Source organism: Clostridium cuniculi (assembly GCF_004353185.1).
GTDB lineage: Bacteria > Bacillota > Clostridia > Clostridiales > Clostridiaceae > Clostridium > Clostridium cuniculi.
In genome coordinates this window covers 85564-111983 of record NZ_SMUS01000007.1, presented here as the reverse complement: position 1 = coordinate 111983, position 26420 = coordinate 85564, and the positions used below count along the sequence as shown (strand labels likewise).

23 protein-coding genes are annotated in these 26420 nt (G+C 27.4%); 17 read left to right on the top strand and 6 right to left on the bottom strand.

What is annotated here, in order from left to right:
• Positions 1-68 precede the first annotated feature (68 nt).
• The 4 genes from EJJ37_RS05010 (at position 69) to EJJ37_RS04995 (ending at position 4146) form a co-directional block, all read left to right on the top strand.
• A complete protein-coding gene (locus EJJ37_RS05010) occupies positions 69-959 on the top strand; it encodes a carbohydrate ABC transporter permease (RefSeq protein ID WP_133014498.1) in 891 nt (296 codons plus the stop codon).
• A 3-nt stretch (positions 960-962) separates the two neighbouring features.
• The gene (locus EJJ37_RS05005; RefSeq protein WP_133014497.1) at positions 963-1856 is read left to right on the top strand and encodes a carbohydrate ABC transporter permease; all 894 of its coding nucleotides are present in this window, start codon (positions 963-965) and stop codon (positions 1854-1856) included.
• Positions 1857-2225: 369 nt separating this feature from the next.
• The gene (locus EJJ37_RS05000; protein WP_133014496.1) at positions 2226-3158 is read left to right on the top strand and encodes an ArsR/SmtB family transcription factor; all 933 of its coding nucleotides are present in this window, start codon (positions 2226-2228) and stop codon (positions 3156-3158) included.
• Between the two features lie 43 nt (positions 3159-3201).
• Entirely contained in the window at positions 3202-4146 is a 945-nt protein-coding gene (locus tag EJJ37_RS04995; RefSeq protein WP_133014495.1) for a glycoside hydrolase family 43 protein, read from the top strand.
• Positions 4147-4209: 63 nt separating this feature from the next.
• On the opposite strand, the gene EJJ37_RS04990 is transcribed toward EJJ37_RS04995, so the two are convergent.
• Together EJJ37_RS04990 and EJJ37_RS04985 are read right to left on the bottom strand one after the other, a co-directional pair.
• Positions 4210-4554 carry a DUF1622 domain-containing protein gene (locus EJJ37_RS04990; protein ID WP_133014494.1) on the bottom strand — a complete coding sequence of 115 codons (345 nt, stop codon included), beginning with the start codon at positions 4552-4554 and terminating at the stop codon, positions 4210-4212.
• Between the two features lie 86 nt (positions 4555-4640).
• Positions 4641-6110, bottom strand: coding sequence for an LTA synthase family protein (locus EJJ37_RS04985; RefSeq protein WP_166484664.1), 1470 nt, complete (start codon positions 6108-6110; stop codon positions 4641-4643).
• A 531-nt stretch (positions 6111-6641) separates the two neighbouring features.
• On the opposite strand from EJJ37_RS04985, the gene EJJ37_RS04980 reads away from it, so the two are divergent.
• The 4 genes from EJJ37_RS04980 to EJJ37_RS04965 all read left to right on the top strand — a co-directional run bounded on the left by EJJ37_RS04980 (position 6642) and on the right by EJJ37_RS04965 (position 11119).
• Entirely contained in the window at positions 6642-7466 is an 825-nt protein-coding gene (locus tag EJJ37_RS04980; protein WP_133014492.1) for a mechanosensitive ion channel family protein, read from the top strand.
• Between the two features lie 173 nt (positions 7467-7639).
• Positions 7640-9208, top strand: coding sequence for a MutS-related protein (locus EJJ37_RS04975; protein ID WP_166484669.1), 1569 nt, complete (start codon positions 7640-7642; stop codon positions 9206-9208).
• Between the two features lie 226 nt (positions 9209-9434).
• The gene (locus EJJ37_RS04970) at positions 9435-10499 is read left to right on the top strand and encodes an Ig-like domain-containing protein (protein ID WP_133014490.1); all 1065 of its coding nucleotides are present in this window, start codon (positions 9435-9437) and stop codon (positions 10497-10499) included.
• Positions 10500-10615: 116 nt separating this feature from the next.
• On the top strand, positions 10616-11119 hold the full coding sequence (locus EJJ37_RS04965; protein WP_133014489.1) for a hypothetical protein: 504 nt from the start codon (positions 10616-10618) through the stop codon (positions 11117-11119).
• A 69-nt stretch (positions 11120-11188) separates the two neighbouring features.
• Here EJJ37_RS04965 and EJJ37_RS04960 read toward each other — a convergent pair whose 3' ends face one another.
• The 3 genes from EJJ37_RS04960 to EJJ37_RS04950 form a co-directional block, all read right to left on the bottom strand.
• A complete protein-coding gene (locus EJJ37_RS04960; RefSeq protein WP_133014488.1) occupies positions 11189-11929 on the bottom strand; it encodes an NAD-dependent protein deacylase in 741 nt (246 codons plus the stop codon).
• A gap of 189 nt (positions 11930-12118) precedes the next feature.
• A complete protein-coding gene (gene aspD, locus EJJ37_RS04955) occupies positions 12119-13753 on the bottom strand; it encodes an aspartate 4-decarboxylase (RefSeq protein WP_420808520.1) in 1635 nt (544 codons plus the stop codon).
• Between the two features lie 256 nt (positions 13754-14009).
• The gene (locus EJJ37_RS04950) at positions 14010-14879 is read right to left on the bottom strand and encodes a methionyl aminopeptidase (RefSeq protein ID WP_133014486.1); all 870 of its coding nucleotides are present in this window, start codon (positions 14877-14879) and stop codon (positions 14010-14012) included.
• Between the two features lie 170 nt (positions 14880-15049).
• Here EJJ37_RS04950 and EJJ37_RS04945 point away from each other — a divergent pair, with 170 nt between their 5' ends.
• From EJJ37_RS04945 to EJJ37_RS04920, 6 genes are all read left to right on the top strand, one after another.
• Entirely contained in the window at positions 15050-15835 is a 786-nt protein-coding gene (locus tag EJJ37_RS04945) for a YdcF family protein (RefSeq protein ID WP_133014485.1), read from the top strand.
• A gap of 194 nt (positions 15836-16029) precedes the next feature.
• Positions 16030-16890: a nitroreductase family protein gene (locus tag EJJ37_RS04940; protein ID WP_338032246.1), complete on the top strand. Its 861-nt coding sequence runs from the start codon at positions 16030-16032 to the stop codon at positions 16888-16890.
• Positions 16891-17240: 350 nt separating this feature from the next.
• The gene (locus EJJ37_RS04935) at positions 17241-17432 is read left to right on the top strand and encodes a hypothetical protein (protein ID WP_133014483.1); all 192 of its coding nucleotides are present in this window, start codon (positions 17241-17243) and stop codon (positions 17430-17432) included.
• A 162-nt stretch (positions 17433-17594) separates the two neighbouring features.
• Positions 17595-18047, top strand: a complete 453-nt coding sequence (locus EJJ37_RS04930; protein ID WP_133014482.1) for a GNAT family N-acetyltransferase — start codon at positions 17595-17597, stop codon at positions 18045-18047.
• Positions 18048-18091: 44 nt separating this feature from the next.
• Positions 18092-18700: a DUF975 family protein gene (locus EJJ37_RS04925; RefSeq protein WP_133014481.1), complete on the top strand. Its 609-nt coding sequence runs from the start codon at positions 18092-18094 to the stop codon at positions 18698-18700.
• Positions 18701-18875: 175 nt separating this feature from the next.
• Positions 18876-19562: a DUF624 domain-containing protein gene (locus EJJ37_RS04920; RefSeq protein ID WP_133014480.1), complete on the top strand. Its 687-nt coding sequence runs from the start codon at positions 18876-18878 to the stop codon at positions 19560-19562.
• 79 nt (positions 19563-19641) lie between these two features.
• Here EJJ37_RS04920 and EJJ37_RS04915 read toward each other — a convergent pair whose 3' ends face one another.
• Complete coding sequence (locus EJJ37_RS04915) at positions 19642-22395, bottom strand: glycoside hydrolase family 3 C-terminal domain-containing protein (RefSeq protein ID WP_133014479.1); 2754 nt, start codon at positions 22393-22395, stop codon at positions 19642-19644.
• Positions 22396-22644: 249 nt separating this feature from the next.
• Here EJJ37_RS04915 and EJJ37_RS04910 point away from each other — a divergent pair, with 249 nt between their 5' ends.
• From EJJ37_RS04910 to EJJ37_RS04900, 3 genes are all read left to right on the top strand, one after another.
• The gene (locus tag EJJ37_RS04910) at positions 22645-23631 is read left to right on the top strand and encodes an ABC transporter permease (RefSeq protein ID WP_133014478.1); all 987 of its coding nucleotides are present in this window, start codon (positions 22645-22647) and stop codon (positions 23629-23631) included.
• A 55-nt stretch (positions 23632-23686) separates the two neighbouring features.
• On the top strand, positions 23687-24571 hold the full coding sequence (locus tag EJJ37_RS04905) for a carbohydrate ABC transporter permease (RefSeq protein WP_133014477.1): 885 nt from the start codon (positions 23687-23689) through the stop codon (positions 24569-24571).
• A 76-nt stretch (positions 24572-24647) separates the two neighbouring features.
• Positions 24648-26327: an ABC transporter substrate-binding protein gene (locus EJJ37_RS04900; RefSeq protein WP_133014476.1), complete on the top strand. Its 1680-nt coding sequence runs from the start codon at positions 24648-24650 to the stop codon at positions 26325-26327.
• Positions 26328-26420: the final 93 nt, after the last annotated feature.

The window sequence follows — 26420 nt, the reverse complement described above, 5'->3', positions numbered from 1 at the left end:
AATTATATAAGTGCAGAGTTCATCATTCTAGATGAACTTTGCATAATTTATACGAGGGGAGCAAAGCAATGGTAAAAAGGTTTATATACAATAAAAAAGTTGCACCATATGTATTTATATTACCATTTATAATCATATTCTTAGTGTTTTTTATATCACCTATGGTAAGAACTATAATAATGAGTTTTCAATCAGTTTTACCAGGAATAACAGAATGGATTGGATTTGATAATTATACTAGATTATTAGGTGATAAAGTATTCATTAAAGCTATTATGAACAGTATGAAATATATGATTTGGACTTTAATATTACTTATTCCAATTCCTATGTTACTTGCAACAGTTTTAAATAGTAAATTTGCTAAAGGAAGGGAGTTCTTTAAATCTGCATTATATTTACCAGCATTAACATCTGTAGTTGTTGCAGGTACAATATTTAGATTAGCATTTAGTGAATTAGATAGTGCAGTAATGAACTCTATTATAGGTTTCTTTGGAATGGAGCCTATAAAATGGTTAAAAAGTGCAGGAACAGGTTTCTTTGCATTATTACTTTTAGCGTGTTGGAGATGGACAGGAGTTAATATGTTATATTTTCTATCAGGTCTTAAGAACATACCAGATGAATTATATGAATCAGCAGATATAGATGGAGCAAATGCTGTTCAAAAATTCATTTATATTACAATTCCACAATTAAAGCCAACAATAGTATATGTATTGACTATTTCAATATATGCTGGATTAGCGATGTTTACAGAGAGTTATATGATTTGGGGTGGAAATGCATCACCAAAGAATATAGGACTTACAATTGTAGGATACTTGTATAGACAAGGTATTGAAAAGAATGCAATGGGATATGCATCTGCAGTTGGTATCGTACTATTCATAATAGCAATGACTATTAATATGATTCAATTAAAATTAAATGGAACATTTTCAAAGGAGGAGTAGGTAATGGCTAATTTAAATGTATCAACAAATATAGAAAAACCAGTAAAAAAGAAAGCTACTAGAAATAAAAAGCGTTTGGCATTACAAGTATTAGTTTTTGCTTTATTCCTTATTTTATCTTGTATTATAATTATACCTTTTTATATATTAGTTATTTCATCATTTAAACCAGGCAACGATTTAATCCGTTATGGAATAAATTTAAAGATTGAACTAGATAAAATGTCTCTAGATAATTTTATATTCTTATTTACTGGAGATCATCAGTATTTTACATGGTTTTTTAATAGCTTATTTTTAACAGCTGTTTCTGTAATAATAACTTTATTTGTATGTGCAGCAGTTGGATATGGGTTTTCAATGTATGATTTTAAGTTTAAAAATTTCTTGTTTATTTGCGTATTATTTGTTATGATGGTTCCTTTTGAAATATTAATGGTACCTATGTATAGTCAGATAATAGATATGGGATTAATAGATACTTATACAGGAATTATACTGCCCGGAATAACTAGTGCTTCTACTATATTCTTCTTTAGACAATATTTAACGGGTATACCAAGAGATTTAATTAATGCAGGAAGAATTGATGGTGCATCAGAATATGGTATTTTCTTTAGAATAATAATTCCAATTATGAAGCCAGCCTTTGCAGCAATGGCAATTTTAAATACAATGGGTGCATGGAATAACTTATTATGGCCTTTACTAGTTTTAAAGAGTGATACTAAATTTACTTTACCAATAGGATTAAATACATTATTAACTCCTTATGGAAATAATTATGATTTATTAATAGTAGGATCATTTTTCTCAGTAATTCCAGTTTTAATAATTTTCTTATGCTTCCAAAAGTACTTTATTGATGGTATGACAGCAGGAGCTGTTAAAGGATAAAGAATAAAAAAATACAAATACAATGGAATAGAATTACAAGTAGCAATATCATCGTAAAAACATGGTACAATATATTTTAAAGATGCTAATGATGTAGAATGAATTTCTTAAGATAATTAAGAAATTGATACTATATTTATAGTAAATAAAAATTTAAATGATGATATTAGTTTCAACATTAAGCAAAATTTCTTGCAATGTAATTAGGTTAGAGAAAAGTATATAAGGTATATTAATATATTCGTTAAGTATCTTAAATTTTCAATTATTAGTGTACTATAGTAGTTTTTTTAATCGCTTTATAATTTACTTGCAGATTAATATTATCAAAAATTAAAAAGTGGTATTTACAAGAAGGAGTGTCGCAGAATGTTAAAAGAGATAGAACTAAGTTATAGTGATAAAAATGAGATGCTTAGCGTTATAAAAGCATTAGCCAATGAAGCAAGAATAAATATTTTGCAGTTATTAGATAGAGGGTGCTTAAATGTAAATGAAATTGCTGAAGCTTTAGATTTACCAGTATCAACAACAGCATTAAATATAAAGATTTTAGAAGAGGCTGGATTAGTGCTTACAGAGTTACAACCAGGAATTAGAGGTTCTATGAAGGTAAGTAGTAAGGCTTGTAGCAATATTATTATTAATTTAAATGATAGTATAAATACTTTATCAGAAAACTGTGTTTATATAAATATGCCTATTGGGAATTACAGTGATTGTTGTATATTACCATCTTGCGGGTTGGTTAGTGAAAAGGGTAGCATAGGACGATTTGATAAGCCAAGTAGTTTCTATTATCCAGAAAAGGTTAATGCCCAATTATTATGGTTTTATAATGGATATATAGAATATAAATTTCCATATGAAGAATTAAAAAATAAAGACATAAATATGTTAGAAATCTCAATAGAAATGTGTTCAGAAGCTCCACATTATAAAAATGATTGGCCATCAGATATAACTATGTGGATAAACGATATAGAAGTTGGAACATGGACTAGTCCTGGTGATTTTGGGGGTAGGCGTGGTAGAAATAATCCACAATGGTGGCCAGATACAATAAATCAATACGGCTTATTAAAATATTGGAGAATTAAGGAGAACGGGACTTATATTGATGATGTAAAGTTATCAGATAAAAAGATTAGTGATTTTAATATTACAAATAATGATTTTGTAAGTGTTAAAATCGGTATAAAAGAAAATGCAAAAAATATAGGTGGAATAAGTATATTTGGAAAATCTTTTGGAGACTATCCACAAGATATAATAATGAAAATAGAGTATGCAAAAAAATAGTAAAAAGATATTATAAATTTGGTATTAAATATGGGGGAGAGTTATGACAGTTAAAGAATTAGTAAAACCTATTATATTACAAAGAGCAGATCCATGGATATATAAGCATACAGATGGATATTATTACTTCTCAGCTTCGGTACCTGAATATGATAGGATTGAAATAAGAAGAGCAAAAACAATAAATGGATTATCAGAAGCAGATGGGGTAACTATTTGGAGGAAACATGATGAGGGTATGTTGAGTGCAAATATATGGGCACCTGAAATTCATTATATTGATGGTAAATGGTATGTATATTTTGCAGCAGCTAGAACTACAGAAACTAATGAAGGATTATTTGATCATAGAATGTTTGTATTAGAGAATGAAAGTGAAAATCCATTAGAGGGAAAGTGGATTGAAAAGGGACAATTAAAAACTAATTGGGAATCTTTCGCATTAGATTCAACTACATTTGAACATAAAGGAGTTAGATACCTAGTTTGGGCTCAAAAAGATCCCAATATATATGGAAATTCAAATTTATATATTGCAAAGATGAAGAATCCTTGGACAATAGAAGGTGAACAGGTAATGATTGCAGAACCAGAATATGATTGGGAGAAGATTGGGTTCTTAGTTAATGAGGGACCGGCAGTCTTAAATAGAAATGGAAAGATATTTATTTCATATTCTGCAAGTGCTACTGATTATAATTATTGTATGGGAGTATTAATAGCTGATGAAAATAGTGATTTATTAAATAAAAATTCATGGCATAAGTCAGAAAAACCAGTTTTAAAGACAGATGAAGAAGCGGAAATATTTGGACCAGGACATAGTTGCTTTACTGTATCAGAAGATGGTAAAAAGGATATATTAGTATATCATGCAAGGAATTATAAAGAGATAGTAGGAGATCCACTATACGATCCAAATAGACATACATTTGTTAAAGAATTAGCTTATGATGATAAAGGAAATATAATATTTGATTTGAAATAAATTTATTTATAATGACTCTAAAATATTTTTTATTATTAAAATATTTTAGAGTCAAATTTTTTACTAATATTCTAAAGAATTTTTATGATTTTTTTCACTATCCTTAATTTCACGTTCTAAAACAAAGGTCATTAAGGCTCTTATTAGGAATAAAGCTCCTAAAATTATTAATTCATCAAGACTTTTTACTAAAACAGTTTTTAGTATTTCAGCAGCAAGTTTAAATTCAAGTGCAGTAATCATAGAGTTTGCAAATTGATATTTTAATGAATAGCCTTCTTTACCAAATTTAGATTTTACATAGTGATAAAATGCTGTAAATGCGCCTACTGTTAATACAATTACTCCCATTAACTCAAATATGTGAATTAATATTGGAAGTAATATATCAAAAATATGTTCTAACATAATATATCCCCCTTAATTTATAAATACATATGTATAATACAGATATAATATAAATTAAGGGGGCCAAAATTTCAAGTTTAGTAAATTCAATTATTATTATTATTATTATTATTATTATTATTATTATTATTATTATCGGAACTATAATTTTCACCTAGAACTCTATCGTAAGTAATCAAATCTAAGGCTTCATTTCGAGTATCAGAGCTTTGGATACTTGGTGAGTAAAGTGGATAGTCCTTCATTAAATTTTTCATAGTTCTCATAAAATCAGTATTTTTAGAATTGATTAAGTCTGTAACAACATAAGGTATATAAAATGCAGAAATAGTATCCATATCTTTATTAAAAATAGTAGAATCGTAATTATTCCATAATATATACTTTTGATTATAAATTAATTCTGCATTGTCATCAGAAACACCTAATCTATCATAAACATCATCATCTGGTGTGAAAAAAGGAAAATGATCACCAACAAAAACAAGCAATACATCTTCATCAAAATCCTTTAACCAGTTTGTAAATTCTCTTAATTGATTACTAGTTTCTTTAATACCAGCTAAGTAGTATGATAATTGATCTGCTCCTTCAGCAGTTTCAGCATAGTATGGTTGATGGTTTTGCATAGTAGTAGCAAATATATAGCTTGGACTTTCATTTGATTGTAAAACACTTTTAATTTGATTAAAAACACTTTCGTCAGAAATATATCTTCTAAAGTTTTCAGTTTCAACTGTCATGCTATCATCAAAATATAATTGATCAAATCCATATTCTGCATATAATGTATCCCTATCATAAAAAGTTTTACTAAAAGGATGAATATATGATGTACTATAGCCAAGAGATTTAAAGTAGCTAGGAATTGTATCAATGATGTCCTGCTTTTTCAATAAGTTTTGTGGAACCGAAGGTGTATTAATAGCATAGGTTGGTAAGCCTGTCAACAATTCAAACTCAGTTCTTGTAGTATATCCTCCAAAGGTTGGAACTACACAACTTCCAACATAGCCTTCAGATCCAACTGAATCAAATCCAGAGTAAATATCACTATCAATATCTAAAGAGTCAAAAACTCTAAAATCACTAAATGATTCAGACATAATAAAAATAACATTAGGAGTATTTTCATATGTAGTTTCAGAACTTGTACTTGTATCATTATTAGTTAGTAAATTTTTTATAGAATCATAGCTATAATTTTCCGGTGGATCTACGATATCCATTAAATTTTCTGATGTAGTCTTTGTTAGATAAGGAAGAAATCCTATATCACTAAATTGCTCATTACTTTCTAATATATTAGTGGCTGCTGTAGTTTCTATTTCAAAAATTGAAAAAATTCTTGCAGAAATAGATGTTGCTAACATTACAGTTATTAATAAACTTATAAGAGCACAACTACAAATACGTTTTTTTAGCGAAAAATTTAAATTTAAATTATTTTTATAAGTTAAGAAAATATATAAGACCAATATTATAAAGTTAAGAATTAATGGGTAAGTAATTTTTAATGAAGCAAATTTTCCAACGTCACTTAAGTTTTTTGTCATTAATAAATCACTAATAACCAAATGACTGCCGCTAGTTTTATATTTAAAATATTCAATACAAGAGAGAATATAAAGTATGCCTCCGTGAATAGTCATAGATAAGTAAGATTTTTTAAATATAAGAAAAATCACAGCAAATAAGATTGTACAAATAATAATATTAAATAATAATATGTTAGGTTTTTTTATTAAGAATTTTAATGTGTCATTAAAGTTCTGACAGATATTATATTCTAATAAAATTGATAAAAATAATGGGTATAATACGATTAATAAATACTTAGGTATATTTTTAAAATTAAATTTCATTATACGATAATAACTCCTTTCTGGTAAGATACCTTGAGAAATTACAAGAAGCAAATATATTATATACTTAAAATGTTCTTTTTGAAATTAGCTTAAGAGAATATTAAGAGAAATTTAATGGAATTTATAATAAAAAATGAATTAAATTAATTTAAGTTTACAAAAAAGTAAATCTGTATATAATAAAATAATGAATAAAATTAGGAGGGACTTTGTAGAAATATGAATTTAGAACAGTTTTTAAACAAAATTATTAATTGGGCAACTACAGAAGGAATAAAGTTAATTATAGGATTAATTTTATTATGGATTGGGTGGAAGCTTGCTAAAAAAGTAGTAAATATAATGAGTAAAACATTAGAGAAAAGAAATGTGGATGCAACAGTAAGCTCATTCTTAGATACTTTTGTAGAAGTAGTGTTAAAGGGGATAGTAATTTATATATTCTTGGATTATGTAGGAATTAAAACAACAGGAATAGCAGCTTTAGTTGCATCTGCAGGGGTTGCTATAGGGCTTGCATTACAAGGTAGTTTATCTAATTTTGCAGGAGGAGTAATAATATTATTAATAAGACCATTTAATGTTGGAGATTATATTGAAGGTTCTGGTCATTCAGGTACTATTGAAAGAATAGGTATGTTTTATACACATATGACAACTGTAGATAATAAGCTTATACTTGTTCCAAATGGTAATTTAGCAAATGGAAGCATTGTAAATTACTCAGCAAAAGAGTTAAGAAGAGTGGATTTAACTTTTGGAGTTGGATATGAACAAGATGTTCTTAAGGTAAAGAGAGTATTATCTAACATTGTAGAGGCACATGAGTTAATTTTAAAAGACCCTGAACCATTTATAGCACTTTCTGCACATGGAGATAGCGCTGTTAATTTCGTAGTAAGAGCTTGGGTTAATAATAGTGATTATTGGAAAGTACATTTTGATTTACTTGAAGCAGTTAAAGTTAAGTTTGATGAAGAAGAGATTAGTATACCTTATCCACAAATGGATTTACACATAAAAAATAATGAAATAGAAAAATAAAATTATTTTTATACTCTCTATAAGTTTTAAGATTTATATTTAGACTTATAGGGAGATTTTTTTAGGATATTATGCTGCTTTTTATATAATAGAATAAGAATATAGTGTATAATAGTAATTAAATGTTCATATTAAACTTAATGGATAAAAAGAGGTGCAAAATGAAAAATATAATGGATTCACTTTTAGGTCTTTATGATATGATGGAAAAAGATTTTGGTGAAGAAAGAAAAAAGAAAAGAAATTTTAAACATATAAGAACTTACTTTGATATGGAAGAACATGATGGATATACAATAGATGATCAAACTTGGGATGATTTTAATATGGATGAAGTTTTTGCTAAGGTTGATAGAACTTATAGTAGTGCGGGAGAAGCAATTTTATATAAAATGCTTAGAAATCCACTTCATGATAAGAAGAGATTAGAGGAAAGAGATGAATTAGTTGAAACATTAAGAAAATCTACTGATTTAAGAACAAAGTTACAAATGATTTATTTTAAACTAGGATATGATAGAAAAAATACATTCTTAGATATGATAGTGGAATCTTTAGAGGAAAATAAAACCAAGTATTACTTATATATTTTATTTGGTAGAGTTTTAATGTTTGGAACAATAATATTATCAATATTATTAAAAGAGCCTACCTTACTTTTAGCTACATTTGTATTATTATGGGTTAATGTATTTATTAATGATAAAGAAAGAAAAAATGTTAAATCACAAGGGTTACTTTATTTAAGAAATATTATAATCTCTGCAAAAAAAATTCAAGAGATAAAACACCCTGCAATTGAAAATTACAATAAAGAAATTAAAGAGTTATTAAAAGAATTAAAGGGGATTGATAGTGCTACTAGACCGATTCAATTGGCTAATACAGCTGGTGGCGTGTTTGAAGTTTTAACTATTCCATTTTTATTAGAGGAAACTGCTTTTTATAGAATTGCTAGCTTATTAGAGGAAAAGAGAGAGTATATTTTAGATTTATATTATCTAATAGGTGAAATAGAAAGTTATATGTCTATAGCATCTTATAAAGAAGAAATAAAAGGAAAGTATACTAAGCCTAAATTTGTAGATAAAGTTGGTATTAATATAGTAGATGGTGTACATCCATTAATCAAAGATGCAGTTCCTAATTCAATTAATTTTGAGAAAAGGGGAATTGTTTTAACAGGAACAAACATGGCAGGAAAATCAACATTTTTAAGAATGATAGGTCTTAACATTATATTTGCACAAACATTTAATTTTACATTAACTAAAAAGTATGAAGCGTGTTTATTTAATATAGTTTCATCAATAAGTCCAAGTGACGATGTTACTTTAGGAAAGAGTTATTATATGGCTGAGGCTGAAGCATTACTTAGAATAATTAAAGCCTTAGAGTTAGATTTACCAGTATTCTGTCCAATAGATGAAATCTTTAGAGGTACAAATCCAATTGAAAGAATAGCATCTTCTGCAGAAATACTAAAATATATTAATAGCAAAGATAGTATATCAATAGTTGCAACCCATGATAGAGAACTTACAGATATTCTTAAAGAAAATTATGACTTCTTCTATTTTAGTGAGAAAGTAGATAGTAAGGGGTTAAATTTTGATTATAAGCTAAAAAGAGGGGTATCTAAAACACGTAATGCCATTAAGCTATTAGATCATATAGGTTATCCAAAAGAGATAATAAAAAAATCTTATAATAGAGCTGAAACTTTAGAAAAATATATGTAGAATTTTAAGCTACTTTAGGTAATAAAGGAAATTACCTAAGGTAGCTTATTTTTTGAGTCTTTAAAAAGGTTTATATTAAAATAATATGTAGAAAATTAAAATATTTTTAAATATAGAGAGAATTTATGTAGATATATTTTTGGAAAAAAATACCTAAAAAATCTATAAATTTAGAAAAAAAGCACCTATAATAAGTATAGGAGTTCAAAAGTGTGGAGGGTGTATTGTGAAGAAGAGGAATAGAATTAAAGTAATACTTATAATAACTATAGGAATAATTTTATTAGCACTACCTATAGCTATGCAAGTTAAGGGGGAAGTTTCTAATAAGGTATTGGATAAGTATGTTGCTATAGGTGATGAGATATCTACGGAAGCAGATAATGATTATGATGTTGCATATGTTTCATTAATTAAAGATTTTTTATATGCATTAAATGATAATTTAGATTACAGTAATTTAAGTAAGGATGGAATAACTTCATCAGATCTATTAAATATAATAGACGAAAATAAGGAAAAAATAAAAGATTCAGATTTAATTACAGTATCAATTGGAGGTAACAATATATTAAATGCTATATTAGCAAATCTAAATATAGATGAAACTATATTACAGGGATGTGATGAAGAGAAGTTTGATTCTATAATAAGTGAATATTTAAATAGTGATGAAATAAAAAGTGAAATTTTAAATGAAGTAAATAAATTTTCAAAAGATTTTCCTAAGATAATAAAAAAAATTAAAAAATTAGCGCCGGAATCAGAAATATATGTAAATACAGTATATAATCCTATTAATAAAAAATGTAATATTTATAATTTTTTTGATGAACAAATAAGTTTAATTAATGATTTAATAGTTAAGAATAATAGTAATTATGATTATAAAATTCTAGATTGTTATCACATATTAAGTAATGATGAAGTTTTAAATTTTAAGGTTGAAAATGGAGTAGCTAGAATTTCTCCTAATAAAGTTGGACATGCAATGATGGCAGCACAAGTAATTTCAGATTATGAAGAGTACGTTAACTTAGAAGTAGATAAGATTACATCAAGTAGTGATAAGATTACAGGTAAGACTCTTCCTAACAGTAATATTATTATTGTATCTGAAAATGGAACTGTAGGAACAACTCAAGCAAAGGCTAATGGAGAATTTCAAGTTAAAATATCACCTATGGTTTCAGGAACTAATATAGAAGTATTAGTCTATGATAAAAAGATTTTTTCTATATTGTACAAATTTGAGAAATTAGTAGTTAAAAAGGATTTATTTACATCATAGTTTTAGGGCTATACAATGGTGGTGGACAATAATAATTTGGCTTAAAAAGGGTAATACTAAACTTGAAATACTTAGGAGTAATAATAAACTAAAGAAAACATTGGAGGAAAAAAGTTATGAAGAAAAAAGTTGTATCATTATTAATATGTTCTGCATTAATGATGGTTGAAGGTGTTACTACTTATGCACAAACTTTAAGTACTAGTCCAGCAGATGGTAATAAGGCTACAATAGAAGCGCCTTCAGAAAATAAAGAGGAAAAGAAGGAGAAGGAAACTTCAGCTCCAGAAGAAAAGAGTACAGAAGATAAGAGTAAAAAGACTTCTAAGGGATCATCAAAAGATGATGTAGAAGATACTTCAAGTAATCCTTGCAAGAAGAAAGAAAAGGAAGAAAAGAAAAAAGAAAAAGAAAAAGAAAAAGAAGATAAGAAAAAATGCAAAGATGATAAAAAGGGTCATAAGAAGCATGACAAAAAAGATAGCGATAAATGCAAGGAAGATGTAAAGAAAGAGGATAGTAAGTGTAAGGATCATAAAAAAGAAGAAAATAAGTGCAAATGCAGAGATGAAGAAAATTCTGATAAAATAGAAAATTCTTCAGAAAAAGCTGCAGAATAATATATCATTAAATTATCCTAGTGGAGGAAAGTAATTTTCCTTGACTAGGATAATTTTTTTAGTAATTTCCTAGGAAATTGAATTTACAGCAGTAGTTAATACTTTTCCAATAGAATCATTAATAACTAAATCAGCTTTATTATCAGCAGAAGTTGTACCCTTATTTATAAGTACAAGGTTTTTACCCTTAAAATAATCAATAAGACCAGCAGCAGGATAAACAACAAGAGAAGTTCCACCTATTATTAATGTATCTGCATTAGCTATAGCATTTACAGCACCTCTAATTGTAGAATCATCTAATCCTTCCTCATAAAGAACTACATCAGGTTTAACTGTTCCTCCACATTTAGTACAAGTAGGTACTCCTTTAGATTCTAAAATAAACTTTTCATCATAAAAAGCATGACATTTTACGCAATAATTTCTAAGAACAGAACCATGAAGCTCGTAAACTATTTTAGAACCAGCAGCCTGGTGTAATCCATCTATATTTTGAGTTATAACAGCTTTTAGTTTTCCCATTTCTTCAAGTTTAGCTAAGGCTATATGAGCTCCATTAGGCTTTGCTTCAGGATATATTAGTTTTGCTTTATAAAAATTAAAAAATTCTTCAGGATATCTAATATAAAAGCTATGTGAAACTAGTTGTTCTGGAGTAAATGTTATATTAAGTTTTTCATTAAATAATCCATTAGAGCTTCTGAAATCAGGAATTCCAGATTCGGTAGAAACACCTGCTCCACCAAAGAATACTATGTTATTACTTTCACTTAATATTTTGCTTAATTGATCTATTTTATTTTCCATAACTAAACCTCCAAATTTCATATTTGGCTAGATGAACTTATCCAGGGACGTGAAACATCATCGGATAAAATCATCTCCATTTAATCTTTAATAAGTATATTATATAATATTAAATTTTGATATTAAATTATTTAAAAAAGCAAACTAAAGAAAAAAGTGCCTATAAATAAGTATTAGGCACTTTTAGTATTAGCAGCTTATTTCTAATTTATGATTAGCTTTAAATTCCTTTATAATGTTATCAAATATTTCTCTTAACGTTTGTCCGATTTTTAAATAGGCTTCATCATTTAAATTGGCAAGAGAAACTCTAAGTCCCCATCTAGATGAAGCAAAACCATCACCGTTTAAAAGAACAGTAGAATAGTTTTTAGCTAAGTTATAAAGTATATCAAAAGGAGTATAATTTTTTTCTATATACTTACTTGCTTCAATTCCATATTCAACTCTAGCCCAATCTAAAATATTTATTTCAGTATAGTATGAAGCGTAGTGTGGATCATTAAATATTTTAACATTTAGCCCTTGGCATAATAGTTGTTTACGCTTTTGACAAATTGATTTAGTCAAATTTTTATAATTATCATTAGAATCAATTAATGCAAAAGCACAGAAGAATGCCATTTGAACTTGTTGTGGTGTTGAAAGTCCAGCAGTATGATTTAAAGCAACTTGTCTACTATCTGCAACAATTCTATCTATAAATGATATTTTTTCAGGATTACAAGATAAATGACAGTATCTTATATTTAAATTAGCTTTATGTATTTCTGACATTTCTGAAATTAATTTATTATATATGTTATCTTTATTTAATATTATAGTTCCAAGTCTCCATCCAGTTACACCGAAATACTTTGAAAGTGAATAAACTCCAATAGTATTATAAGGTAAATCGCTAAGAACAGATCTAAAGTTATTAACAAATGTACAATAAACATCATCAGTAATAATCATTAAATTTGGATTATAATTATTTACTATATCTTTTAAGGTTTCTCTACATTTATCATTTAATGCTATTGAAGCTGGATTATTTGGATTTACTATAAACACAGCTTTTATACTTGTATCCTTTAATTTATTTAAGTCATCTTCAGAGTATTGATATGTAGGTATTCCATTTTCATCAACTTCATTTGCATGAATATTAATTACATCAAAATTATAATGTGGTAAATGAGGTATTTCTAAGTATGGAGTAAAGATTGGAGTCATAAGTGCAACTTTATCTCCTTTATTTAGTAGATGATTTTTTTCTAAAGAGTCAAAAATATAGCACATTGCAGCTGTTCCACCTTCAACACCAAAAATATCAAAATCATCTTCAAATTGTGTATTTCCACATAACTCTCTTAATAAATATTTATTAACTATTTTTTCTATATGTACAAGCATTCTATCAGGAACAGGATAATTATCGCCTATTATTCCATCAGCTAACTCAAAAATCCATTCATCTTCATCAAATCCAAGTTCATTTATACCATAGTTATAAATTTCTCTTATTAAATCTATTCCAGGTAAAGAAGGATTAGCATTAATATACTCAAGTAATCTTTTGGAGATTCCTTCTTTTTGAACCATTCCAGCTAAATCACCAATATTTAATGATCTTTGTGTTTCTAATATAGCAAATTGCCCAAATGTAAAGAAAGCCTGTCTAGGAGTTGCTGCTGTCCAATTTGGATTACCTCTACCAGCATCTAAGATAGTATTATTATTTATTGTAGCAAGTTGTAATAATTTATCTTTAAATTCAAAAGGGCTTACTTTACCATAAATTTTTTCTAGGTTTTCTTTAGTTAATTCTGTATTCAATATTGAATGTCTCCTTTCAGAGTGTGTAAAACATTGAAATGTTTCTTGCATTTATTAATTAATTTTATAACAGAATTATTAAAATTTAAATAGGAAATATTACTTTTAATAATATGACAAAATATAGACAATAAATTGGATATTATATATTAAATTATTATAAAAATTGGGATGAAATAATTAAAATGTTAATAAATGATGATATATATTAGAATAAATAAAAATGGTGCAGATATACAATCTACACCATTTTTATTTATTAATGAGTTAATACTTCAACACCAGTTTCAGTTACTAAAACTGTATATTCCCATTGAGATGAAGGATAACCATCTTCAGTTAAAACTGTCCAACCATCAGCTTCATCAATAAATATATCAGGAGAACCCATATTTATCATAGGTTCAATAGTAAATACCATACCAGGAACTAACAACATTCCAGTACCTTTTTTACCAACGTGAGAAACGAAAGGAGTTTCGTGGAATTCAAGTCCTATTCCATGTCCTCCAAACTCTCTAACAACAGAGTAGCCATTAGCTTCAGCATGTTTTTGTACAGCTTCTGCTATATCACCTAAGTACCCCCATGGTTTAGCTGCTTCTAAGCCTTTATCTAAGCATTCTTTTGATACTCTGACTAACTTTTCTAAGTCAGGATGTACATTTCCAATTTTAAACATTCTAGAGGCATCTGAAAAATATCCATTATATATAGTAGAAACATCTACATTAACAATGTCTCCTTCTTCTAATATTATATCTTCACTAGGAATACCATGGCATACTTCATCATTTACAGAAGTACAAACACTCTTAGGATATCCTTGGAAGTTAAGTGGAGCTGGAATTGCACCTTGTGATACTGTAAAATCATGAACTATAGTATTTATTTCTTCAGTTGACATCCCAGCTTTAATATTTTTGCTTACTAAGTCTAAAACTGCAGTATTAATAGCACAACTTTCTTTTATTTTTTCGATTTGTTCAGGTGTTTTAATGATGCTTCTAGGTGGTACTATATGACCTTTAAGCCTATAAGAGTTTATTTTTTCATCAAATTGCAAATGACAATTTTTGTATTTTTTATTACTACCACACCAACAGTGGTCATTTCTATTAAGATTCATGTTCCTATCTCCTTGTATCTATTTGTATACTTTCATTATAGTACTTTATTAATAAAAATGAAAACTAATAATATAATTAATTGCTTTATTAGGTAAAAAGTAAAATAATATTTTATATTAACAATTTTATATTTTATAATATAATAAAAAGAATTGGAAAGGAAAAATTTATGAATAATTATATGTCAAAGAGAAAAAAGAATGTATATATTTCTTTTGAAATTATAGGTATATTATTAATTTTGTATTACTTAATGTTAAAGGTAATGTTTGGATTTATAGCTTTCTCTAGCGCTTTTTGTATTTTAGGGATAGTTTTACTGGTTTATGGGTATGTTGAATTAAAGTTCAATATAGATATTTGGGGTCATATCCCTAAGGTTTATAGAATAATAATAATGACTATATTTACTATAGGATTAGTAATATTTATAGGAATTGAGAGTATTATAATTTATAATGGACATCATCATGATACTCAGAAGCCAGATTATTTAGTGGTTTTAGGAGCAGGTTTAAGGGGGCGCAGTATAAGTGCATCCTTGTTATATAGATTAGAAACCGCATTAGATTTTCATGAAATGTATCCAGATGTGAAAATAGTGGTATCTGGAGGAAAAGGAGAGGGAGAAGATATGGCTGAAGCCGCAGCTATGAGAAATTTCTTAGTAGATAATGGTGTTGATCCAAGTTTAATTATAATGGAAGATAAATCAACAAATACTTATGAGAATTTTTTATATACTAAAAATGTTTTAGAAGAAGAGACTGGAAAAGAAGATTTTACAATAACCATAATATCTAATAATTTTCATATGTATAGGGCTAAGTTTTTAGCAAAAGAGGTTGGTTTTAATACTTATAGTTATCCTGCACCATCACATAAGGCTTCAGCATTAGTATTTTATGTGCGAGAGTTCTTTGGAGTAATAAAAGCATATATATTTAAGCAATAATCAGTATAGTAGAGGCGTAAAAATACGTCTCTATTTTTAAATAAAGAAGTAGGGGAAATAGAAATACTATCAATTTTATTTATGATGGCATTTTTTTATAAATAAAAATATAAATGAATAAAAATAGAAGTAATAATAAATATTAATAAATGTGAGTTTTTTTATAATATTAAAAATTAAAAGGATAGGAGGGGATTATAATTAAGGAATTTATATTTAATGAACCTATAAATAATATAGTTAGAAAGAGAAAGTCTATAAGAACTTATAATACTGAAGAAATATCAAGTGAAATAGTAGGAAAACTTAATGATTATATAAATGAAATAAGTGGACCGTTTAAAGAGAATATAACATTTAAAATATTAGACTCAAAAGAACGTATAAATGGTGCCAGACTTGGAACTTATGGAGTAATTAAAGGAGCAACTAAGTTTATAGTAGCAAAGGTAAAAGAGGGACAATATTCTTTAGAAGAGTTAGGTTATGAAATGGAGTCATTAGTTCTATATGCAACATCTATGGGGTTAGGTACATGTTGGATAGGGGGAACCTTTAAGAAGGGACAGTTCACAAAGGCTATGGAGCTAAGAGAAGGAGAAATATTACCAATAGTGTTGCCTATAGGGTATGCGAAAGAAAAGAGAAGCCTTATTGATAAAACTATGAGGTTTATATCAAAATGTGATAAAAGAAAACAATGGAATGAAATATTTTACCTTAGAGATTTTTCATGTCCATTAACTCAATATTGTACTTTGGATGGGTTTAAGGATATGTTTGAAAATGTAAGATTAGCACCATCTGCAGTTAATAAACAACCCTGGAGAATAGTTAAACGTGGAAATGAATTTTATTTTTATGTAAATGAAGAGAAGGAAGAAAAAAAAGAAGATAGTTATGATATTAAAAGGATTGATATGGGAATTGCAATGTGTCATTTTGAATTAACCTGTAAGGAAGAAGGGATAAAAGGAAATTTCAAAGTAAGTGATCCTAATATTAGCGGTATGCCAAATAATTATAAGTATATAGCAACATGGGTAAAAGAATAAAAAAATTACAAATTTTAACAATACTATAAAATATAACTTCATATAATATTTAAAAAGTATAAAAAGATATATGGAGGCTTTGATTTTTATAGGTGTATGGGGATTAGATATTTAAGATGACGATTTAGCTAAATAAATTATTGAAAGAATTAAAGGGAAATAAGAACTATTGGAAGTATTTAAAGGAAGATTCTATAGAGTTATATGAAGTTAGAATGGATTTACTTAGAGAGTTGATTTAAAATCATACATTTTGTGTAAAGATTATCAAAAGAGTAGGAGGTATTTTAAAATATAAAATGGATAAGATAATTATATAGAATTATTTATAGACATTGGAGGTTTTAATTATGGCTTTTGAAAAACTTGAGAAAAAAGTAAATCAAATTAGTAAAAAGATTAAGCAAGGAAGACTTTCACAAGAAATAGGCGATGAAATTAGTAATGTCATTAATGAAATTGAGGATCTTGGAGGAGAAGCAAAAGAGAAATTTAAAGATGCTTTAGAAAATATGAAAAATGCATTAAAGAAAATGAAATAGAAAAAGTAAAAAGGTATAAAGAAATTTTAGTATGATTTCTTTATACCTTTTTACTTTGTATAATGATATTATTAATATAGTTATATAGAAAATATTAACAATAGTTAAATGCTATGGTACTATATAGATATATTTTTAGAATAATTTTTAGGAGAGGTTAAGATGAAAATAAGAAGAGCAACGTTAGATGATGTAAATATTATAGCTAAATATAATTATAATCTTGCATTTGAAACGGAAGATAAAAAACTTGATATGAATATTTTAACTAATGGTGTTAAAAGATTAATTGAAGATGAAAGTAAAGGTGTTTATCATGTTTGTGAGATAGATGGCAAGGTTGTTGGACAAATCATGTATACTTATGAGTGGAGTGATTGGAGAAACGGAACTTTTTTATGGGTGCAAAGTGTTTATGTAAATAAAGAAAATAGAGGAATAGGAGTCTTTAAAGCATTATATACTTATATAAAAGATATGTGTGATAAAGATGAAAATATATGTGGAATAAGATTATATGTGGAAAGAGAGAATTATGTTGCACAAAAGACCTACTCTAATCTAGGAATGAATCAATGCAATTATTATATGTACGAGTATGAAAAACAATATTAACAAATATCACCATATTTTCACAATAGAATATAGGGGGTGGTGCTGTGGATACAGCAGAATTAAAAAGTAGAGCAAAGGAGCAGTTAAGAGGTAAGTGGGTAGTAGCAATAGGAACAGTGTTAGTTGCTAATATAATATTAGAGGTAGATGTAGGATATAAGGCAGCTTCCAAGCTAGGTATGGAAGGACTGTCATATTCTTTAGATTTAATTGCGCTATTATTAGGTGGTGTTATATCAGTTGGATTGTGTAGATTTTTATTAGATATGGCAACTAAGAGACAAGAACCTAGATTTGATACATTATTTTCAAGCTTTAATATTTATTTAAAAACATTGGGATTAAATATTTTAATAACCTTAGCTGTTTTGGCAGGAACTTTATTATTTATAGTACCAGGTATAATAGTATCTCTTATGTTTTCACAGGCATTTTATATATTGTCAGAAGATCCAAGTAAGTCTATAACACAATGTATAAATGAAAGTGTTAATTTAATGAGTGGTCATAAGTGGGAATTATTCTATTTGAACTTAACATTTATTGGATGGTGGTTGCTTTCATTAGTAACATTAGGAATTGCCGCACTTTGGGTAGCTCCATATCAAAAATTAACAGAAGCAAATTTTTATTTATATTTAAATAATAATTAAAAAAAATAGAGGTTGAAAATTATAAAAATATAGTTTTCAGCCTTTATTTTATAATAACTAATTTTAAATGTATTTTATATGTAATATTTAATGTATAAATAGAAATTTAAACTTAGTATAATTAAAAAATAACAGAGGTAATAAAGGGGTATTATAGTAAAAAGGATGTGGATATATGGCAAATTCTAGAGAAGCTTGTGATAATAGAATTTATTTATTAACTAGTAAGGTGATGTATTTGTTTATAACAAATATATGGTTTTTAGTAACTGTTTCACCATTTATAATTTATTTTTTTATTTCGGGAGAAAATTTATCTATTCCTATTTTAACATTTTTAGGAATATCCATAGGTCCAGCATTATCCACTATGTTTTCTGTTATGGGAAGATTAATGAAGGATAAGCAAGAAGTGGCTACTAGAGATTATTTTCACTTTTATAAAATTAATTTTGCACAAGGTATATTTATATCTGCAATAATAAATATAGTTTTAATGATTTCTTATATAGATATTGGATACTTTTTTTCAATTAATATGAAAATAATTTCTTATGTTTTTATAGCTTTAGCTATATTTATGGGAGCAATAAGCTTGTATATATATCCTATATTAGCAAGGATAAATGCTAAAACTATAGATTTATTTATAATATCTATTAAGTTAGTATTTAAGAAATTTTATATAACACTAACTAATATTTCTTTAATAATTATAGGGGTAGCAATTGTTAATTTTACAAGTATATCATTAATAGCTACTTTGTTTGGAGCTAGTGCTGTTTGCTACTTAATTTTAAGAATGGAAGATAGTATTTTAAGTGATGTAGAAGTAGCTTTAAAGGAAAAATACTCAAGTTAATAAAAAGATATAGATTAAGAATTTACTAAATATTTTCTTAATCTATATCTTTAATTTTTATAATATTTTAATTATAAATTTAGATAAACTTTAATGAATTAATTAAGCAATCACCATTAATTACTAAATATAAATCATTTATAGAGTTTAAAGGTTTTAATTTACAAATATGATTATTCCAATTATCTTTAATTTCTTCAGTTGTAATTTTTAAACTACCTAAAATATCTCCATTAATACTATCGATTCGTATTTCTATATTAGCTATAGAGTTAAAAATAGCTTCTATAGATAAAATAGAATAGTTTTTTAAGTCAACGTCAGAAAATTTTATCCAAGACAGATTGTTTTTAGAAGTTGTTACACAGGTCCCACCTAAACTACATTCATCTAAAATAATATTATTACAACTATCATAATCTTCAGCTTTAGTTAGATATGATAAGTTTCTAGGCTTTAAGGTCTCGCCTATAATAGTTATATCTTTTTTTAATTTAATATTTTTTGAAGAACTACCTATTAATATTGAACATTTGCCACTTTCTAAAATAAAGTTGTTACTTGAAACATCAAAGTATTCTAAATCACTACTATTTAATTTAAAAGTAACCCATTTACATTCATTTTTATCTAAATGTATTCTTTTAAAATTTACTAGTTGTTTAATTGGTCGTTTCGCTCTACTTGAAGTTAATGAAACATAAAGTTGAACGACCTCATCACCATCAAAAGGACCTATATTTTCAAGTAAAAAATCAATTTTGATTTCTTTACTATTACTAATTTTATTAGAGCTAATTACTAAATTACTATATTTAAAATTTGTATAACTTAATCCATAACCAAATTCATAAAGAGGTTCACCTTTATAATACATATATGTTGAATTACTATTTATAATATCGTAATTCATAATAGAAGGTAAATCATTTATTGATTTATACCATGTCATAGGCAATCTTCCAGCTGGATTATAATCACCAAATAAACATTGAGTTAGTGCATTTCCAAGTTCTTGACACCCATGAGTACAATGAAGAATTGCAGGAATATTATCATTGCACCAATTTATTGCAAAAGGGTAACTACTAATCATTACTACGATTGTATTTGGGTTTACAGAATATACACTTTTTATTAGTTCTTCTTGAGATGGAGGTAAAATTAAATCAGTTCTATCTATTTCTTCTTTACCATTAATTAATGGATGATTTCCAACAACCACTATAGCTACGTCACTATTGGCAGCAAGAGTTGTACATTCTTTTATACCATTTTCAATAATTTTTTTATTTAATATAAGATCACTATTTTCATCAACATTTTTATTTAGTAATCCATTATTAAAAGAAATTTTTCCGTTATCCCAGGTTCTTAATGTAAAGTTGTTATCAGATATATCATTATATTTGAAAACTTCTTTTACAAACCATCCCCATATAATATCAGCAGAAGGGGAGATTTTATTATCATCTTCTTCAAGAGTTAAATATTTATTGGTATAAGTATCTTTTAAAGTAATACTACCAAATCCCCAATCACAAATTTCAAAATTATTGTTAAATAAATGTTCATTATTAACAGATAACTTAACAATATCATTTCCATTGTGAAACTTAATATCTTTATTAATTAATTTATTTTTTATTCCATCTAACATTGTTACTTTATAAGGTGGTGTTCCACAGTACCAATCTCTATATATTTCATTGGCTAATGGACCTAGAATTGCAATACTATTAATCTTATCTTCTTTAAGAGGAAGAATATTATTTTCGTTTTTTAGAAGTACAATTGATTCCAAACAAGCCTTTAAGGAAAGCTCACTATGAGACTTAGAGCAAAGTTTTTCTGGACATATATTTGCATATGGATTTAAAGAGTCATCATCAAATTGGCCTAGCCTAAATCGAATTTTTAATATATTTGATATTGCCTTATCAATATCTTTTTCAGTTATAAGATTTCTGGATATTGCTTCTTTAGCTGCATTTATTACTAATTCTGCATCATCTGTAAAGCAGTCAATTCCAGCTTTTAATGCACCAGCTATAGTTTCAGCATGAGTCTTATAATATTTATGATAATCAACAGTTTGAGAAAAATCACCACCATCACAAACTATAAATCCATCACATCTCCAAGTATCTTTAACGATATCTTGCACTTCTTTATTTAGTATGCAAGGTATTCCATTGATAGAATTATAAGCTGTCATCATTGACTTAGCTTTTCCTTCTACAAAGGCAGGTTTAAAAGCCTTTAAATAGTATTCATTTTTATTTCTTTTATCAATACTAGATGAACAATAAATTCTGCCTTCTTCATTATTATTTCCATAAAAGTGTTTTGGAGCAGGGACTAATTTAAGATAGAAGTCATCATAACCTTGCATACCTTTTATTAAATTAGAAGAGAGTTTACCAGTTAAAATAGGGTCTTCTCCATAAGCTTCTTCAGTTCTTCCCCAACGAGGATCACGTTCCATATCTATAGTTGGAGCCCATAAGGTCAAACCATATTTTCTGTTACTTTTATCATAATAAATTCTAGCTTCATCACCTATTACTGAACCTATTTCTTCTAATAATTTTTCATCAAAAGTAGAAGCTAAACCAAGGGGTTGTGGAAATACAGTTGATGGTCCAGTATTAGAAACAACTCCGTGTGCAGCTTCTCCACCAACACTATATTTACTAATATTTAATCTTTCAATTGCAGCTTGTCTAGTTGGTAAGAGTGAAATCTTTTCATCTAAAGTTAGTAAAGAAATTAGAGACTTTACCCTTACATCTAATGGGAAAGTAGAGTTCTTATATATATATTGTGTCATTAAATAAACCTCCTATTAATGTAGTCTAAATAAATGTTAATATAAATGACTTGAAAGAAATACCATAATTTGTTAAGGGGTTTATCATTAAAAATTTCATGTAAATGTAATATATTAAATTTTACATGTATTTTCTGATAGAATACTCTAATTTTTACATGAAAACATATACATTTTTATGGGTATCTAGAAAATGGAAGAGGGACTAAAATAATAGTATCAACAGAACTTAAGGGAATGGAGGAATAAATGGTGCAAGTAACAGAAAAAGTTAATACTACAAAAAAAATAAAAAAGGGAATTAAGAAACCTAAAGAAAGAAAAATTACTTGGAATAATATTAAGAAACAAAAATGTTTAATAGCAATGTCATTACCATTTGTTATATGGGTAATAATATTTAAATACCTTCCATTAGCTGGATGGACAATGGCATTTCAGGATTATAAACCTCAAAAGGGCTTCTTTGATCAAACGTGGGTTGGATTTAAGCACTTTATAACATTATTTAAGGAAGATCAGTTTTATCAAGCACTTCAAAATACTTTAGGTATGAGTATTTTAGGTCTAGTATTTGGAACAATAGCTTCAATAACATTTGCATTGTTATTAAATGAAATACGATCTTCTAAATTCAAAAGAACAGCACAAACAATTTCTTACTTACCACACTTTATATCTTGGGTTGTTGCAGCGAGTTTAGTTACAAATATGTTATCATCATCAGGAATTGTTAATGAAATATTGATGAAGCTTAATTTAATAGATACTCCAATACAATTTATGTCTACTCCAAGTATGTTTTGGGGAGTAGTTACAGCTTCAGATGTATGGAAGGAAATGGGGTGGAATGCAATTATTTATTTAGCTGCAATGACAGCTATAGATCCAGAATTATATAATGCAGCTAAAGTTGATGGTGCAGGAAGATTTAGACAAATGTTTAGTATAACATTACCTTCTATAAAAAGTACAGTATTAGTACTTCTTATAATGAGTATTGGTAACTTAATAAATATAGGATTTGAAAAACAAATGTTACTTGGAAATCCAATAGTTGCAAGTAAATCATTAGTTATTGATAAGTATGCATTAGATTATGGTATTGGAATGTTTAGATATTCATTTGGTACAGCAATAGGTATATTTAAATCTGTTGTAGGAATTGTTTTAATTTTCTTAGCAAATAAAATGTCTAAAAAGTTTAACGATGGAGAAGGAAGTTTATTAAGTTAGAAATTAAATATTCGTTTAGATTAATTATGTCATTGATCTAGGTAAGGAGGAAAATATGAGAAAGAAAAGAAAGAAAATAGAAGTTTTTGATATAGTACTTACAATAATAATGTGTTTCATAATTGTGATAACTTTATATCCATTCTTAAATGTATTGGCAGTTTCATTAAACGATGCTACAGATACAGTAAAAGGTGGAATATATATATGGCCAAGAGAATTTACATTAGCAAATTATAAACAAGTATTTTCAGGAAGTAGTAAATTACCATTAGCATTCTTTAACTCTATTTTAAGAACTGTTATTGGTACTGTTACTGGAGTTATTGCAACAGCAATGGTTGCTTATACACTAAGTAGAAGAGATTTTATATTTAATAAAGCAGTTACATTATTATTTATAATAACAATGTATGTTAGTGGTGGATTAATTCCAGAATTCTTAGTTGTTAAAAACCTAGGATTAATAAATAATTTTGCAGTATATATTTTACCAGGTTTAATAAGTGCATTTAATGTAATAGTAATGAGATCATTTATGGATGGTTTACCAGAAGCTCTTTATGAATCAGCTAAAATTGATGGAGCAAACGATTGGACAACCTTCTACAAGATAGTAATGCCGTTATGTTTACCAGTTATAGCAACAATAGCATTATTTATAGCAGTTGGGCAATGGAATAGTTGGTTTGATACTTACCTTTATGCTAGAGGAAATGCTAGTATGACAACGCTGCAATATGAGTTAATGAAAATTATTGATAATGCAAGTTCTAATGTGGATGTTAATAATCCATTATTACAAAATGCAAGTAAGTCAAATCCGCAATCAATTAAGATGGCAATTACAATGGTTGCAACAGTTCCTATACTTTTAGTATATCCATTTGTACAAAAGTACTTTGTAACAGGTATGACTTTAGGAGCAGTAAAAAGTTAAATATAGGATAATTTATTTTGAATTATCCATTAAAAAATAATAAAATAAAATTATGTGTAATTTAGGGGGAGAAAATATGAAAAAACGTAAATTATTATCATTGGTTATGGCGATAACGTTAACAGTAACTTGTTTTGTAGGCTGTGGAAAGAAGTCTGAAGAAGCAAGTAGTGATACGCCAATACTTGATGGAATGGATAAAACACCAATTACATTAACATTTTTTAATTGTGATTTAAATGAAGACTGGGATTTTACTGATGAGGTTGCAAAGAAAATAACGGAATTAACAGGTGTAACATTAGAGATAACACATCCAGTAGCTGGAGATACACAAGCAATTCCATTGATGATAGCTAGTGGAGAATACCCAGATTTAATATATGCTAAAGGGGATACTGGTAAACTGATTGATGCTGGAGCTATCATTAAGCTTGATGATATGATAGAAGAAAAGGGAGATAATTTAAAAGCCTTATATGGAGATCAATTAGATAGACTTAAAGCAAGTGCAGATGATCCTTCTATATATACTGTAGGTACTTATGGAGTTAGTGCAGAAGTATATGAACCAGGTGGAACATTACAAATTCAACATGACGTACTAAAAGAATTAGGATATCCTGAAATAAATACTATTTATGATTATGAAGAAGCTATAAAGACTTATATAGAAGCGAATCCAACAACTGAAGATGGACAAGAGAGGATAGGATTATCATTAATGGCAAGTGACTGGAGATGGTTAATTACTACAGGTAACATAGCATCTGCAGCATTAGGAATTCCAGATGATGGACAATTTAAAGTTGATGATGAAACAGGAGAAACTACTTATAAATTTACATTACCTGAAATAAAAGAGTACTTCCAATGGTTAAATCACATGAATGATATTGGTTTATTAGACCCTGAATCATTTACTCAAAAAGAAGATACTTATAAAGCTAAGATTTCTTCAGGAAGAGTAGTAGGACTATCTGATGCTGCTTGGGATTATAGTGATGCTGAAAAGACATTACTTTCAGAAGGTAAGGCAGGTTCAACTTATGCAAGATTACCTGTTACAGTAAGTGAGGAATATAAAGATCAATCTCTTAAGAACTACGGATTTGGTGGAGGTTGGGGAATTGCAATCTCAGAAAGCTGTGAAAATAAAGAAAGAGCATTTGAATTCCTTGATTGGATGGCATCTGATGAAGCACAAGTTCTTTTAAACTGGGGTATTGAAGGTGAGCATTACACTATAAATGAAGATGGTAAGAGAGAACTATTACCAGAAGTTCAAGAACAAAAAAATACAGATCCTGACTTTAGTAAGAAAACTGGTATAGGTGCATATGTATACCCATTCCCACAAAGAGGAGTTGGAGCTGTAGATTCAACTGGTAATTCTTATACTACTACTACTATAGAAAATGTTATTGCAAACTATAATGATGCTCAAAAAGAAACGTTAGCTGGATATGGGATTGATGACTTTACAGAAATGTTCCCTTCTGCAGAAGAATTAGGAATTTCTAAGCATGGACAAGTATGGCAATATACTATTCCTAGTGATAGCGATATATCTATAATACAACAAAAATGTGATGATTATATTCAACAAGCAGTAACACAAGCTATTTTAGGAAAACCAGAAGACTTTGATAAGGCATGGGATGAAATACAAGCAACATTAAAGAGTTATGGTGTTGATGAACTTAATGAGCAAATGACTAATTTAACTAAAGAAAGACTTGAATTATGGAATTAGTTAATAGTAAATAAAAAAAGGAGCAATATAGCTCCTTTTTTATTTACTATTAATGAAAAGCTATATAAAGCACTAATTATTACAATAAAATAT

What these genes read in the sequence shown, in the direction of transcription:
- EJJ37_RS05010 (WP_133014498.1), top strand. Translation starts at nt 69, where the DNA reads ATGGTAAAAAGGTTTATATACAATAAAAAAGTTGCACCATATGTATTT.
- EJJ37_RS05005 (WP_133014497.1), top strand. Translation starts at nt 963, where the DNA reads ATGGCTAATTTAAATGTATCAACAAATATAGAAAAACCAGTAAAAAAG.
- EJJ37_RS05000 (WP_133014496.1), top strand. Translation starts at nt 2,226, where the DNA reads ATGTTAAAAGAGATAGAACTAAGTTATAGTGATAAAAATGAGATGCTT.
- EJJ37_RS04995 (WP_133014495.1), top strand. Translation starts at nt 3,202, where the DNA reads ATGACAGTTAAAGAATTAGTAAAACCTATTATATTACAAAGAGCAGAT.
- EJJ37_RS04990 (WP_133014494.1), bottom strand. Translation starts at nt 4,554, where the DNA reads ATGTTAGAACATATTTTTGATATATTACTTCCAATATTAATTCACATA.
- EJJ37_RS04985 (WP_166484664.1), bottom strand. Translation starts at nt 6,110, where the DNA reads ATGACAAAAAACTTAAGTGACGTTGGAAAATTTGCTTCATTAAAAATT.
- EJJ37_RS04980 (WP_133014492.1), top strand. Translation starts at nt 6,642, where the DNA reads ATGAATTTAGAACAGTTTTTAAACAAAATTATTAATTGGGCAACTACA.
- EJJ37_RS04975 (WP_166484669.1), top strand. Translation starts at nt 7,640, where the DNA reads ATGGATTCACTTTTAGGTCTTTATGATATGATGGAAAAAGATTTTGGT.
- EJJ37_RS04965 (WP_133014489.1), top strand. Translation starts at nt 10,616, where the DNA reads ATGAAGAAAAAAGTTGTATCATTATTAATATGTTCTGCATTAATGATG.
- EJJ37_RS04960 (WP_133014488.1), bottom strand. Translation starts at nt 11,929, where the DNA reads ATGGAAAATAAAATAGATCAATTAAGCAAAATATTAAGTGAAAGTAAT.
- EJJ37_RS04950 (WP_133014486.1), bottom strand. Translation starts at nt 14,879, where the DNA reads ATGAATCTTAATAGAAATGACCACTGTTGGTGTGGTAGTAATAAAAAA.
- EJJ37_RS04945 (WP_133014485.1), top strand. Translation starts at nt 15,050, where the DNA reads ATGAATAATTATATGTCAAAGAGAAAAAAGAATGTATATATTTCTTTT.
- EJJ37_RS04935 (WP_133014483.1), top strand. Translation starts at nt 17,241, where the DNA reads ATGGCTTTTGAAAAACTTGAGAAAAAAGTAAATCAAATTAGTAAAAAG.
- EJJ37_RS04930 (WP_133014482.1), top strand. Translation starts at nt 17,595, where the DNA reads ATGAAAATAAGAAGAGCAACGTTAGATGATGTAAATATTATAGCTAAA.
- EJJ37_RS04920 (WP_133014480.1), top strand. Translation starts at nt 18,876, where the DNA reads ATGGCAAATTCTAGAGAAGCTTGTGATAATAGAATTTATTTATTAACT.
- EJJ37_RS04915 (WP_133014479.1), bottom strand. Translation starts at nt 22,395, where the DNA reads ATGACACAATATATATATAAGAACTCTACTTTCCCATTAGATGTAAGG.
- EJJ37_RS04910 (WP_133014478.1), top strand. Translation starts at nt 22,645, where the DNA reads ATGGTGCAAGTAACAGAAAAAGTTAATACTACAAAAAAAATAAAAAAG.
- EJJ37_RS04905 (WP_133014477.1), top strand. Translation starts at nt 23,687, where the DNA reads ATGAGAAAGAAAAGAAAGAAAATAGAAGTTTTTGATATAGTACTTACA.
- EJJ37_RS04900 (WP_133014476.1), top strand. Translation starts at nt 24,648, where the DNA reads ATGAAAAAACGTAAATTATTATCATTGGTTATGGCGATAACGTTAACA.